The organism is Sodalis sp. RH19, from assembly GCF_047324215.1.
Taxonomy (GTDB): Bacteria; Pseudomonadota; Gammaproteobacteria; order Enterobacterales; family Enterobacteriaceae; genus Acerihabitans.
In genome coordinates this window covers 204790-218423 of record NZ_CP178734.1, presented here as the reverse complement: position 1 = coordinate 218423, position 13634 = coordinate 204790, and the positions used below count along the sequence as shown (strand labels likewise).

Below are 13634 nucleotides of genomic sequence, written 5' to 3'. Positions count from 1 at the left end.
TTAATCACATCGAAAGCGAAAGGCTTTCACCCGTACAAACAGAACGAGAGGATATCAATCATGAAAAAGACCATCGCAGCTTTAGCCCTTATTTCCGCCATGCTCGCCCCCGCAGTTTCCATGGCCGCCGGCGGTGACTACCAGAGCTATGCCAATACCTATCCGGTAACGCAAAGTTCTAACCAGCATGTCAATACCGCGGAATAATAGCGCGGTAAAAGTAAGACAAAATTTTTCATCAAGGCGCAAATCCATATCAAGATATGATCATGGATTTGCGTTTTTTTTTGCGCTTATGGCGGTCGCATAGCCGCGCCCACGCCAAGCCCCTCCCCTCTTTATCCATACCCCCTTACCCATTAGGCAAACTCTGTTGATGGCGGTGCCTCATTACAGTGCGCCGCGCTACATGATGGAACATCCAGGCTCCCGCCCTAACTCATCATCGCGCAGGCAACGGGGCGTCCCGCCACCGCTGCGGGCGGGCGGACATCCGACTGGAGTTGGCATCTAAATTGCTTGGTTGTACATACAAGAATATACATGCCTGATTTTACAGCGCGGATTATAAATTTGATGGATAAGCCATGATCGCATTCGACAATGTCACCAAATTTTACCCCGATGGCACCGTTGCCGTGGACAGATTGTCTTTTGTCGCGCCTACGGCAAAAATCACCATTCTGGTCGGCCCCTCCGGTTGCGGCAAAACCACCTCGCTGCGCATGATCAACCGGCTGATTGAGCCGAGTTCGGGCGTGATTACGCTCAATGGGCAATCCACGCAGGATATGGATGTGGTGCGGCTACGGCGCAAGATAGGCTATGTCATCCAGAATGCCGGCTTATTCCCGCATAAAACCGTACAGGATAATGTCGCCGTTACCGCGCGCCTTAACGGCGCGACGCGGCATGCCGCCCGGAAAACCGCGCTGGATTTACTGGCGCGGGTGGGCCTGTCGCCGGAGATGGGCCAGCGTTATCCCTGGCAATTGTCCGGCGGGCAGCAGCAGCGGGTAGGCGTTGCCCGGGCGCTGGCCTCGGATCCGGAATTCATGCTGATGGACGAGCCCTTCAGCGCGGTGGATCCGGTGGTGCGCGAGCAGTTGCAGGATGAATTCCTGCGCCTGCAAAGCGATATCGGTAAAACCATTATTATGGTCACGCACGATATTGATGAAGCCATGAAGCTGGGCGATCGGGTGGCGGTGTTCAGGCCCGGCGGCAGGCTGGCGCAGATCGACGCGCCGTCTAGGCTGCTTAACCATCCCGGCGATGCGTTTGTCGCCGATTTTATCGGCCGGGACCGTGGCTACCGTAAGCTGGCCTTTAGCGCCATCCCCTCCGGCCTGGCCTTGTCCAGCGAACCCTGCGCCGCCGTGGGGATGCCGGTCGCCGAGGCCCGTGAGCGGGCGCAGGGCCGGTGGATACTGGTGACCGCTGACAACCAGCCCCTGGGCTGGTTTGATGTCGCCCAGCCAAAAAGCCATATCCTGGCCGGCGACATTAACCTGAGCGGTACGTTTGCGCCGCTGAGCGGCTCGCTGCGGCAACTGATGGACGCGGTGCTGAGCTCGCCTTCCGGCCGGGGGATCGTCGTTGACGATAACCGGCAATTACTCGGTTCGGTGAATATCGAGCAGGCGTTCGGCGCCGCGCGTCAACCGATGGACGTGGAGCAACGCCATGCGGTTTGACTGGCTCTGGGCGCAAAAAGACACCATTTTCAACCTGCTGTGCTGGCACCTGTATTTGTCCGTGGTGCCGGTATTGATTGGGTTAATCCTGGCCATCCCGGCCGGGATCGTTATCTATCGCAGCGCGCATATCAAGAACCTGCTGCTCAATATGCTCGGACTGCTCTATACCATTCCCTCCCTGGCGTTGTTTGTGCTGCTGCCGGGGATCCTTGGCACCCGAATTCTCGACACGCTTAACGTGGTGGTTGCGCTGACGCTGTACGCGTTTTCATTATTGGTGCGCACGGTATGCGACGGGCTGGATTCCGTGCCGGAAGACACCCGCCAGGCCGCCGTGGCCCTGGGATACCGGCCGCTGCAGCGGTTCTTGCTGGTGGAGCTCCCCCTGGCGGTTCCCGTTATCGCCGCCGGGATGCGGGTGGTCCTGGTATCCAATGTCAGTATCGTGTCCATCGCCGCGGTGGTGGGCATGCCGCAGCTCGGAGCGCTGTTTACCCAGGGGTTCCAGCTGCATTTCCTGACGCCGATTATCGCCGGCATCGTCTTATGTATCGCGCTGGCCCTGGTTCTCGATAATTTACTGCTGCTGGGCGCGAATAAGATCACGGCCTGGAAACCTAAACGGAGCGGACGATGATAGCGTGGTTTATGGACAGCGCCCATTGGCTGGGCGATGACGGCCTGCTGGTATTAATCACCCAGCATGTTATTTACAGCGCCGAAGCGTTGCTTATCGCGTTGATTATCGCTTTTCCCATTGGCTGTTATGTCGGCCATACCGGCAAAGGCACACGCACGCTTATCGGTATCGCCAACGCCATGCGGGCCTTGCCCACGTTTGGCCTGATTATTTTACTGGTCATTATTTTCGGCCCGGTGTTCGAATCGGATCTGGCGTTTATCGTCCCCTGTCTAATTGTGCTGATTATACTGGCGCTGCCGCCGATTATGATGGGGATCTATTCCGGCATGACCGCCATTGATCCCAGCGTTATCGACGCCGCCGTCGGCATGGGGTATTCACCCTGGCGCCTGCTGCTGACCGTGGAAATTCCCTGCGCGCTGGCGCTGATCCTGTCCGGCATTCGCAGCGCGGCGCTGCAGATTGTCTCCACCGCCACCATTGCCGCCTATGTGTCGCTGGGCGGCCTGGGCCGGTTGATTATCGACGGCCGCGCGCAAAACGATTATCCGCAGATGGTCGCCGGCGCCATTACGGTGGGCGCGCTGGCCCTGGCGGTGGATTTTATCTTCTCGTTGTTCATTCGTTTCATGGTCTCATCCGGCATACAGCGGCGCGAGCGCCGGCGTAAGCCTTTTATTCTATTAACCCACTATATCAATCGCCTATATCATTAACCGGAGCCCGTCAAAATGAAAATGAATCAATTGCTCGCAGCAACGTTGTTTTCCGCCGTTTTATTGCAGACCGCCCCGGCATCGGCTGATGATAAAACGTCCGCGACCGGCGATATCGGGACCATTATCGTGGGATCGGCGGATTTTCCGGAAAGCCAGTTGCTGGCCACGATCTATGCCGACGCGCTGGCCGCGAAAAATATCAAAGTGGAAAAGAAATTAAACATCGGCAGCCGGGAAGTGTATATGCCCGCCTTGCTGGACGGTTCCATTAATTTAATCCCGGAATACAGCGGCGCGACACTGAGCTATCTGGACGAGAAAACCCAGGCCCATAGCGTGGAAGATGTCGAGGCCGCGCTGGGTAAAGCCCTGCCCGCCAAGATCAAGATGCTGTCCATCTCCCGGGCGCAGGATAGCGACGTGCTGGCGGTTACCGACAAAACCGCCAAAAAATATAACCTGAAGACCATCAGCGACCTGCAGCCCGTCGCCGGCAAACTGGTGTTGGGCGGACCGGCGGAATGGAAAAGCCGGCGCGAGGGGGTGAAGGGTTTAAAAGACATTTACGGCCTGACCTTTAAAAACTTCAAGGTACTGGATGTGGCGGGACCGCTGACTTTGTCGGCGCTGGTCAATAATCAAATCCAGGTGGCGGATATGACCTCGACCGACCCGGCGATGAAAAAAAATAACCTGGTGGCCCTGGAGGATCCCAAGCATCTGTTCCCGGCGCAAAATATCGTGCCCCTGATTGCCGCCGACAAACTCAGCGCCCCGGTCGGTGACACGCTGAATAAGATTTCCGCCCAGCTTACCACCGATGATCTGATTGTCATGAACGGCAAACTGGCCAATTTTGACAGTATCGATGCGGTGGCAAAGGAATGGCTGACCCAGCACGGCCTGGATAAATAATGCCGGTGAATGAAAACCATCCGGTCGGGAGCATGATATGGCTTTAGTGGATAGCATTCTGTTAGGCAAAACCGCGACCACCACCGGCGATATCGCCGCGATTGCCGCAGGCGCCGAGGTACGGCTCGATCCGCCGGCGCTGGCGGGCATGGCGGCGGTGCACCAGGAAATCAACCGGGCGCTGGCCGCGGATAAAGTGATTTACGGCCTGACCACCGGCGTGGGCGATCTGGTTACCCAGCGCCTGTCCTCGCCGCAAATCGCCGCCGTGCAGTTGAACATGCTGAAAAGCCATGCCTGCGGCACCGGCGCGGATCTGGCGCCCCGGGAAGTGCGCGCCATGATGGCGGTAATGATTAAATCGCTGTTGCAGGGTTATAGCGGCGTCAGTCCGTCTCTTGTGACCAGCATGGCGATGATGCTGAACCGGGGTGTTATTCCCTGGGCGCCCGCCAAAGGGTCGGTGGGGTATTTGATAGCCACCGCGCATATCGGCCTGGCGGTTTTCGGCCACGGCAAAGCCTGGTACCAGGGGGAACTGCTGCCCGGCGGGGAAGCGCTGCGCCGGGCGGGTATCGAGATGCGCACGCCGGGACCGCGCGAGGGACATGCCCTGGTCAGCGGCACATACGAAATCACCGCCCTGGGATGCCTGGCGGTGGAGGAATTTACCGCGCTGCTGCCGGTCGCCGACGCGGCCGGCGCAATAAGCCTGGAGGCGTTGAAAGGCAATATCCGTGGTTACGATGCCCGTCTGCACGCGCTGCGTCCGCATCCCGGCCAACTGGAGACGGCGCGCATCCTGCGCTGCCTGCTCCAGGACAGTGAAATACTGGACCGCTATCGTGATTTTCGCGTGCAGGATGCGCTGAGCCTGCGCTGCATTCCGCAAATTCACGGCGCGGTACGCGACGTGCTGGCCTGGTGCCGGCAGGTATTGACCACCGAGATCAATTCCGTCACCGATAATCCGGTATTTCTGGTGGAGGACGGCGAGCTGCAGGTTCTGCCGGGCGGCAACGGCCATGGCGCGCCCACCGCCCTGTGTCTTGACGCGCTGGCGATCGCCGTTGCGCAGCTCAGCACGGCGTCGCAGGCGCGTTCCGACCGGTTGACCAACAGCCACCTCAGCGGTCTGCCGGCATTTTTGATCCAGGAAGGCGAGGCGTATTCCGGCATGATGATCCCGCCTTATGTCGCCGCGGCGCTGGCTGGCGAAAACCGCGCCCTGGCCTCTCCCGCCAGCGTTCACACGGTGTCGACCTGCGCGGGCCAGGAAGATCATGTCAGCATGGGTGTGACGGCGGCGCGTAAAGCGCTGGATGCCCTGCAAAACGCCGTCGATATCGTGGCCATCGAACTTCTCTGCGCCACCCAGGCCATTGATTTCCATCGGCCGCTGCGCCCCGCGCGGGGAACCCGGGCGGTGCTGGCGGTAATACGCCGGGAAGTGCCGTTCCGCCAGCGGGACGACGAGATGTATCCGGATATGTTGGCCATCCGGCGGCTGATCGCCGACGGCCGGTTATCGCAAGCCCTGGAACCCGTGCTGGCCGATGGCGCCGCTACGGGAGCGCGCCTATGACGATCCCCGTTTCACCGCGGCCGCTGGAAGGCATCCGGGTGCTCGATCTCTCGCGCGTACTGGCGGGTCCTTATTGCGCATCCCTGCTAAATGATTTGGGCGCGGAGGTGATTAAAATAGAAATGCCGGGCAAAGGCGATGATTCCCGTGATTTCGGGCCGCATATCGGCGGCGAAAGCAGTTATTTCATGCTGCTCAACCACGGCAAAAAAAGCCTGACCCTGAATCTTAAAACCCCCGAGGGCCGGCGGCTGCTGGAGCAATTGATCGCAACGGCCGATGTGCTGGTGGAAAACTTCCGCCCCGGGGTGACCCGGCGTCTGGGCATTGATTACGGCGCGGTAAGTGAAATCAATCCCAGGCTTATCTACGCCAGCATTTCCGGTTTCGGCCAGGAGGGCCCCCTGGCGCATAAGGCCGCGTATGATCACGTCATCCAGGCCATGGGCGGCATTATGCAGGCGACCGGCTGGCCGGACGGCGAGCCGACCCGCGTCGGCGACGCCATCGGCGATGTCGTCGCCGGGCTTTATTGTTCATGGGGCGTGCTGGCCGCGCTGCTGCAACGGGGCATCACCGGCCGCGGCCAGCAGGTGGACATGGCGATGCTCGACGCCATGGTCTCGTTGCAAATGGTCTCGCTCACCCAGTTGCTGGGCGGCAAACCCTCCGCCGGGCGCCTGGGCAATGCGCATCCCATCAGCGCGCCGATGGACAGTTACCGGGCCGCCGACGGCCACGTGGTCATCGCGGTCGCCAACGACAGCCTGTTCGCCCGTCTGGCGGCGGCCATTGACCAGCCCGGGCTGGATAAGGACGCGCGCTTCGCCACCGATCCGCAGCGGCTGCGACATCAGTCCGAGCTGCGCGGTTATATCGAGGCGTGGCTGCGGGATAAAAACGTGGCGCAGGCGGTGACGCTGCTCGACCAGGCGGGTATTCCCGCCGCGCCGGTTTGGGGGCTGGACGAGGTATTGCAAAGCCCGCATGCCTTAGCGCGGGGACTACTGCAAAAAGTCGTTCATCCCACCGCCGGCGAAATCAGCCTGCTCCCCCAGCCGGTCAAGCTGAGCGGCATGGCGCAGCCGCCTGAACTGATGCCGCCGCGGCTGGGCGAGCATACCCGCGGCATCCTGGGCGACATCCTGGACCTGAGCGAGCGCGAGCTGGATGAACTCCAGCAACGCGGTGTTATTTAACCCGGCAACGGAGCAAAACGCTATGCAGCCAAATAAAATCGCCGTAATCGGCGCCGGCACCATGGGAACACGCATCGCGGCGGTATTCGCGGCGCGGGGCTTTGCCGTTTCGCTCTATTCGCGCACTGCCGCCTCGCTGGAGAAAGCGGAGCCGGTGATCCGGACCCTCGCCGGGGGGGACGCGCCGGTGACCTTCACCACCGTATTAGCGGATTGCCTGTCCGGTGCGGGGTTTGTGTCGGAAAACATCGCGGAAAACCTGGCGCTGAAACAGGAGGTTTTCCGGCAGATTGAGCAGCATGTCGGCGATGACTGCCTGCTGACCACCAATACGTCCAGCGTGCCGATCGGCGCTATCGCCACCGTTCTGCGGCGGCCGCAGCGGTTTATCGGCCTGCACTGGTTTAACCCGGCGGACGTGATGCCGATGCTTGAGATCGTGCGGGGACCGCTGACCGGCGAGCCCGCCTTTCAGCAGACAACGGCGCTGTGCCGCGCGCTGGGAAAGACGACCATCGCCGTCGACAAAGACGTGCCGGGATTTATCGTCAACCGTTTGCAATACGCCTTGCTGCGCGAGGCTTTGCATTTGGTATCGGCGGGCATAGGCACCGTCGAGGACGTGGATTTCGCGGTACAAAGCACCCTTGCGCCCCGCTGGTCCGCCATGGGGCCGATGAAATTAATGGATTTCGCCGGGCTGGATACCGTGCGCAACGTGGCGGCTATCCTGTTGCCGGAGCTGGCCAACGATACCCATTTGCCCGCGTGGGTGCTGGATCGGGTGAAGCAAGGCCATCTCGGTGTAAAAAGCGGCCGGGGCTTTTATGTCTGGAGCGAGGAAGAAATCAAAACCGGCATGGAACACCGCAACGACATCATTAGCCTGCTGACCGCGAAGAGGTCGTCATGAGCTTTATTTCCTGTCGCCGCGACGGGGCCGTGGCGCATATCCAGCTGGACCGGCCGGAAAAACTGAATGCCCTGAGCGCCGGCATGCTGGACGAACTCTACGCCGAACTCTCGTCGCTTGATGCCGATGCGGATATCCGCGCGGTGGTTATCTCCGGCGGTCCCCGGGCTTTCGCCGCCGGCGCCGATACCGGCGAACTGGCCGGCGCATCCGCCGTTGCGCTTTATGTCAGCGGCTTCAGCGAAAAATGGGATCGCATCGCCGCCATCGACACCCCCCTGATTGCGGCGTTATCCGGCCACACGCTGGGCGGCGGGCTGGAACTGGCGCTGTTATGCGATATTGTTATTGCCGACGATACCGCGCGGCTGGGGCTGCCCGAGACGCATATCGGCATCATTCCCGGCGCGGGCGGCACGCAGCGGCTGGTCAAAGCGGCCGGTAAAGCCATGGCGATGGACATGATCCTGACAGGGCGCCGTCTGTGCGCCGCCGAAGCGCTGGCGGCGGGCTTGATAAGCCGCATTGCCGCGCCCGGGCAATTGATTGCCGTTGCGATGGAGATTGCCCATAGCGTGGCGGCGGCGGCCCCGCTGGCGGTTAAAATGGCCAAACGCGCCGTGCTGGCGAGTTTTGATATGCCGTTGACGGCGGGCATCGGCTATGAGCGTTCGCTGTCGGCGCTGATTGCCGCCAGCGACGATCGCGACGAAGGCATGCGCGCGCTGGCGGCAAGGCGCCCGCCGCAATTCAGCGGGCGCTAATCAGTTATCGCGACGGCCGCAAGCCTGTGGGTTCGCCGGTAAACAAAAACCGCGCCTTGGCCAGCCGGGAAGCCGGCATTGGGGGCGCGGCGCTCACAACAGGCGGGGATGCAGGATCAGCGCGGCGTTTGGTGCCATCGCCTGGCCTCACCTAAGACAATCTCGCGGTACGCCGTGGCGCGGATGCCCTGATTGGTACCGCCGGAGACCATTTCGTATTTGAGCTGTTCATCTGTCTCCGTTCCCACATTCAAGGTTTTTTTAACCGTTAAAGTCACCAGTGATGACTCCTGTAAAAAATTTGACCTGGAATCTTGTCACATGCCAGCGGCGCACAAGCAGATCCGCATGACATTTTTTGTTTAATTTTTGCTCGTGGCCGGGGGTAAGATTTCTTAAGTTAACCTTAAGAAGGAGGTGAATCATGGCAACCGTTGCGGCGTTTATCATCTATGCCATCGTCATGACCGTTATTGCGGTGAAAGTGCGCGAGTAGCGGCGACGATCTCCCCGCCCGTCCCGGGACGCGCACCGCGCCCCGGGAACACCGTCCGCGAAGACGGCAAAGGGGCGACGTGAATTCGGCGCAGGCCTGAGCGGGAATTTCTTTAAAACTGAACGGCGGTTATTTGCCGGATTTATATTTCCAGTTCCATTTAATGGAACCCATTAGGTAAATACGCCAGCGGGTTTCCCTGGCGACGTTAACCCTTTGCCGCCTGGAAAGTGAGGACTGTTTCGGCCGGGACATATTCTCGCTTGCCGTAATAATGCATTATCGCAGAACAATTGTTACGCATTTAACATTCATGTAACGCCAAAGCCAATATTGTCTTGCGCCGCCACGGCGGGATGACTATTCGGTAAAACACCATCCCGGATTGATATTTACCCGGCATGATCCGCCATACTTTAAAAGGCGTTAATGCCGTCATCGCTTGCCCGATCCGGCCCATTGCGCAGGATTACGTAATGAATGATTAATGAATATAAAAATGAAATTCCATCCCCGGCACGATAATTCCCCTGCCTTGCACAGTACGTCTTCGCGGAAAACGCTGTTTAATTATATCTCAGTAAAATCTGATAAACCATCATAAACCTCAGTGGATCTTAATAATAAAAACGTTTAATTTCATAAATATACTTAATTTTCAGCTCTGCTGGCGCCGGGCTTTCCGGCACTGCTGTAAAAATGAATATATCCTAAAGTAATTAATAATATATGTTTTAAGTGTTTTTTCTTGCCATACTGTCCATTTTTTGCTGACCGCTTAAACAGCGGAAATAAATATTACTTATATATTAAAATGTATCTAATCATTTCAAATCCTTGCCAAGGCGCTTTACATTATCTTACTATCCGGCTATTAATATTCACAACTTTTCCACCTTGCAGATGATTATAAAAATTAAGGCCAATGGTAGCAAATTTCCAATTTACCGACGATTTGCGTCAGATGTTAACCACTACTATTGCAACACTTGTTTATCCGCACAAGGTCATTAAGCATGCCAAATCGCATACCCACAAAAAAAATAGTGATTCTGGGTATTCCACCGATCGATCTTTTAAATGTCGCCGGTCCAATGGAAGCGTTTCGTCTGGCGAATACGCTGGCGGAAAATAAATCCCCTTACCAGGTGGAACTGGTCTCCGCCGGACCGGATAAAACCATCGAAACTGAAGCGGGAATAAGCCTGCTGGGCCATTCCGCCCTGACTGATAAAAAATGGGATACGTTCGTTATCGATACGTTGATCATCACCACCACTATTGCATCATTCGGCCTGTATCCGGCGCATACCATTGAATGGATCAGCAGCCAGGAAAGCCGGGCCCGCCGCATTTGCACCGTCTCCGGCGGTATCTTCGCCCTGGCCCAGACGGGCATGCTGGAAGGAAAACACGTGACGACCCACTGGCGCGTATTGGATGAATTCGCTAAACATCATCCCGGAGTTCATGTGGAGGAGCAGCCCATTTGGGTCAAGGATGGCAAAATATATTCCTCCGCGGGCATGTCTTCCGGCATTGATCTGGCGCTTAACCTTATCGCCGACGATCATGGCGACCGGCTGGCGGGGGAAGTGACCAAGGAGCTGGTGATGTTCCTGCGCCGGCCCGCCGATCAGGCTCAGCTCAGTTTTTCACTGTTGGCGCAATACTCCAGCCACCGCAGCCTGAAAACGCTGCAACCCTGGATACATGAGCATTTAGCCCAGGAACTTACCGTTGATGTGCTGGCGGATAAGCTGGCCATGAGCCGGAGCACCCTGATCAGAATATTTAAACATGAGCTGAACACGACGCCGGCGAAATATATCGAGAACATCCGCCTGGAAACCGCGCAGCGCTACCTGCAAATGACCACCATGAACCTGGATAAGATTGCGGCCAAATGCGGCTTTACCAGCGCGGATGTGCTCAGGCGGGTATTTCAGCGCAATATCGGCATCAGCCCCCAGGCCTATCGGCAACAGTTGGCCAAAGAGGACTGAACGTCCCGTCAGTGTAGCCCGCCGACAGCGACTCTGGCCACGGGGAGCGCGGCCGCCGGCGTCGGCAAGTCGGGCATTGCCGTTGATTTTCTCACGCTGGCCAAGTCCTTGCCGTCCATTTCGGTGGCCACCCAAGCCGCGATATTTTGATACGGGACAAAGATGCTTTGCCTGCGTTTCGGGTGCGTGGCGGTAAAGATGCCGACGATAGCGCCGTCGGCCACATATACCGGCCCGCCGCTCATGCCCTGGATGCCCCCGGCGTCGGTCAGCCCCATCCGGCAACTGGTGCCGGGCTTATCCCACCAGCCGAAGGCCTGTAACGTGCCGGATGACGATGTGGGCAGCGTCGTATAGGCGTTGTAGCCATAAAGATTGACGCGTTCGCCTTTAACCGCTGATTCCAGCCTGGGCAACGCCCGTCCCTTATTATTATGGTAGATTATGGCCACATCGCAGACGGGATTATAGGCTTTTACCCGGACCATCATTAATTTAGCCACATGCCCGGCGGTAAGACTGTAATTTTCCGTCAGCGGGAAACTGGAGCCGACAGCGCCCGCCAATACAGGAATACCGATAAAATGAAAATCCGCTTTGTTACTGGCGGTCTTGTCGACATTATAATGACCTACCGCGCTGCAACCCGTCAATAATGACGCCAAGATAAAGATAATTTCTTTCACTGTTGTGCCTGCTGATAACATGCATTGCAAAGAAGAGCCTTGCGACTGCTAATGAAAATGATGCCCTGTAATATACAAATAGCGTCAATCAATTTTTCATTGAGAAATTCTATATTTCGGACATGCCATGACATCCTTATCCACGCGAGTTTAAGGGAATGTTCGCTATGACGTCATTATAATGACCCATGAAATAACCATTGATTTACACCAATTTTATGCCGCCTTGTTCATCATCGACTCCTGGCGGCCATGGGTTGCCACCCTATTGTCTACAGCATAGAAAGCCTGATGTCGTATTACGGGTGGTAACGGTAATTTTATTTAGCCATATAATCTTATTTCTTTTTTATGCCGTTTTTTAGGCAAGCTTCTGCTGGCAATAAATTGCGCATGCCGGTGAAAACTATACAGCATAGTTAAAACAAGAATCACACATATAATTAACAAATTCATTGATAGTAAACCGGTTAGGATTTTTGATAAATATGACCCGTCCTGACCACATTCGGGGGCCATCGCGTTACGCTTTTATCGGTACAGTTATTTCATACAGATCGCCAAAAACTGGGGATATTAATTCGCCCGCGTTTTCATCAGCGCGCGAGTATATTAAGACTATAGGAAAATTCCTAGGTGTCATTGTTACGACGATATGCTTCTTTTTTCAACAGCGGGGATACGTGGTTTTGCCGGACGGGGATATTGCCGGATCTTGCGTCCGGCCGGGGGAATGGAACCTACCGGCGGCCCCTTACGGCCGCCGGCGGGATTTACTCCAGCAGCCGCGTCGGGACAAAAACGCCCGCCTCCGCCGCGTCCCGGCGGAATTTGTCCAGCGCTTCGCGACTGTCCGCCGCGCGTACCTGGAGCGGGGAGATGCTGAACCCCTGCAAAAGTACCGCGCGGATAATAATGCCCGCCGCCGGATCGTCCAGGGACTGGGGGGTGATGACGTCGGCCTTGCGCAAAAAGATAAAATGCTGTTGTTTCATGCCATTCTCCTTTATCTACCGGATAACCGGAACGCTATGTGAGCGGGATCACAAGAGCATTCATTAGGTCCGAAAACAGTAGAGCGCAAAAAATGATTGAAATATAATCACTTAAATTTCGCCATTGATAACCGTTTGGAATGGATAATCGATTATTGCGCGCCTTTGTCATCCTGGCGGCTACCAGGAACTACCGCGAGGCGGCACAACAGCTGTGTATTACCCAGCCGGCGTTGTCAAAACAGATTAAAGCCCTGGAACATGCGCTGGGCATCACGCTGTTTGTCAGGGGAAGACGGGGCGCCCTGCTGACGCATCCGGGAGAATTGCTGTTGCCGAAAGCCGCCGAACTGGTGGAGCTGGCAGGGACATTCAGGCACTATGCCCTTGGGGTGGCGAAAGGGACCACCGGCAACCTGGCGATCGGTTTTGGCATCTCCGCCTTAAAAACGGTGCCGGAATTGATTGCCCGCTTCCGGCGCGCGTATCCGGACGTGACCGTCAGTTTGGAGGACCTGTCCTCGGCGCAACAGCATGCCCGCTTATTATCCGGCCAGCTGCAGCTGGCTTTTATGCGCCTGCCGGTGGATCCGCCGCTGCAGGGGCGACGGTTTATGTCGGAAAGCCTGGTGCTGGCGGCCAATAAATCCGCCTTGCCGGCCAGAGACCCCGACATGCGGATGTGGCGGCATTTCCTGCTGGCGCAGCCCTGGGTCCAGCTTTTGCCGGATAAAGGGCCGGGGCTGTATCAGCAGATAGAACAGTATTTGCGCTTTAACCAGATTAGCCCGCGGGTGGTCCAGCAGACCCGGGATATGCAAACCCTGATGGCGCTGGTCGCGGCGGGCGTGGGAATCGCCATCGTGCCGGAAAGCGCCGCGCACATCGCTCCCAGGAATATAGCGATGATCCCGCTGCAGGGAGCCTATGCCCGCTGGGAGGTGGGCATGATTTGGAACCCCACGCTGGCGGACCCGGTGCGGGATGGGTTTATCGGCATGGTTAACGCTTAA

At 57.3% G+C, this 13634-nt stretch carries 14 protein-coding genes; 11 read left to right on the top strand and 3 right to left on the bottom strand.

What is annotated here, in order from left to right:
* Positions 1-60 precede the first annotated feature (60 nt).
* The 9 genes from ACL2XF_RS01005 to ACL2XF_RS00965 all read left to right on the top strand — a co-directional run bounded on the left by ACL2XF_RS01005 (position 61) and on the right by ACL2XF_RS00965 (position 8438).
* Positions 61-207, top strand: coding sequence for a hypothetical protein (locus ACL2XF_RS01005; protein ID WP_410013933.1), 147 nt, complete (start codon positions 61-63; stop codon positions 205-207).
* 380 nt (positions 208-587) lie between these two features.
* Complete coding sequence (locus tag ACL2XF_RS01000) at positions 588-1697, top strand: ABC transporter ATP-binding protein (RefSeq protein WP_410013932.1); 1110 nt, start codon at positions 588-590, stop codon at positions 1695-1697.
* Entirely contained in the window at positions 1687-2337 is a 651-nt protein-coding gene (locus ACL2XF_RS00995; RefSeq protein ID WP_410013931.1) for an ABC transporter permease, read from the top strand. Before ACL2XF_RS01000 ends, ACL2XF_RS00995 begins: the two co-directional genes overlap by 11 nt.
* The gene (locus tag ACL2XF_RS00990) at positions 2334-3059 is read left to right on the top strand and encodes an ABC transporter permease (RefSeq protein ID WP_410013930.1); all 726 of its coding nucleotides are present in this window, start codon (positions 2334-2336) and stop codon (positions 3057-3059) included. The genes ACL2XF_RS00995 and ACL2XF_RS00990 overlap by 4 nt, the downstream gene beginning before the upstream one ends.
* A gap of 15 nt (positions 3060-3074) precedes the next feature.
* Positions 3075-3977, top strand: a complete 903-nt coding sequence (locus ACL2XF_RS00985; RefSeq protein ID WP_410013929.1) for an ABC transporter substrate-binding protein — start codon at positions 3075-3077, stop codon at positions 3975-3977.
* Between the two features lie 37 nt (positions 3978-4014).
* Positions 4015-5562: a histidine ammonia-lyase gene (locus ACL2XF_RS00980; RefSeq protein WP_410013928.1), complete on the top strand. Its 1548-nt coding sequence runs from the start codon at positions 4015-4017 to the stop codon at positions 5560-5562.
* Complete coding sequence (locus ACL2XF_RS00975) at positions 5559-6761, top strand: CaiB/BaiF CoA transferase family protein (protein WP_410013927.1); 1203 nt, start codon at positions 5559-5561, stop codon at positions 6759-6761. Before ACL2XF_RS00980 ends, ACL2XF_RS00975 begins: the two co-directional genes overlap by 4 nt.
* Positions 6762-6783: 22 nt before the next feature.
* The gene (locus tag ACL2XF_RS00970; protein ID WP_413727821.1) at positions 6784-7674 is read left to right on the top strand and encodes a 3-hydroxyacyl-CoA dehydrogenase family protein; all 891 of its coding nucleotides are present in this window, start codon (positions 6784-6786) and stop codon (positions 7672-7674) included.
* Positions 7671-8438, top strand: coding sequence for an enoyl-CoA hydratase-related protein (locus ACL2XF_RS00965; RefSeq protein WP_410013925.1), 768 nt, complete (start codon positions 7671-7673; stop codon positions 8436-8438). The genes ACL2XF_RS00970 and ACL2XF_RS00965 overlap by 4 nt, the downstream gene beginning before the upstream one ends.
* Positions 8439-8554: 116 nt before the next feature.
* Here ACL2XF_RS00965 and ACL2XF_RS00960 read toward each other — a convergent pair whose 3' ends face one another.
* Positions 8555-8716, bottom strand: coding sequence for a hypothetical protein (locus ACL2XF_RS00960; protein ID WP_413727820.1), 162 nt, complete (start codon positions 8714-8716; stop codon positions 8555-8557).
* 1234 nt (positions 8717-9950) lie between these two features.
* Here ACL2XF_RS00960 and ACL2XF_RS00955 point away from each other — a divergent pair.
* Entirely contained in the window at positions 9951-10940 is a 990-nt protein-coding gene (locus tag ACL2XF_RS00955; RefSeq protein ID WP_413727819.1) for a GlxA family transcriptional regulator, read from the top strand.
* Between the two features lie 8 nt (positions 10941-10948).
* Here ACL2XF_RS00955 and ACL2XF_RS00950 read toward each other — a convergent pair whose 3' ends face one another.
* Both ACL2XF_RS00950 and ACL2XF_RS00945 read right to left on the bottom strand, forming a co-directional pair.
* A complete protein-coding gene (locus ACL2XF_RS00950; protein WP_413727818.1) occupies positions 10949-11626 on the bottom strand; it encodes a trypsin-like peptidase domain-containing protein in 678 nt (225 codons plus the stop codon).
* Between the two features lie 773 nt (positions 11627-12399).
* Positions 12400-12621 (bottom strand): hypothetical protein, encoded by a 222-nt coding sequence (locus tag ACL2XF_RS00945; RefSeq protein ID WP_413727817.1) that lies wholly within the window; start codon positions 12619-12621, stop codon positions 12400-12402.
* A gap of 140 nt (positions 12622-12761) precedes the next feature.
* On the opposite strand from ACL2XF_RS00945, the gene ACL2XF_RS00940 reads away from it, so the two are divergent.
* The gene (locus ACL2XF_RS00940; RefSeq protein WP_410013920.1) at positions 12762-13634 is read left to right on the top strand and encodes a LysR family transcriptional regulator; all 873 of its coding nucleotides are present in this window, start codon (positions 12762-12764) and stop codon (positions 13632-13634) included.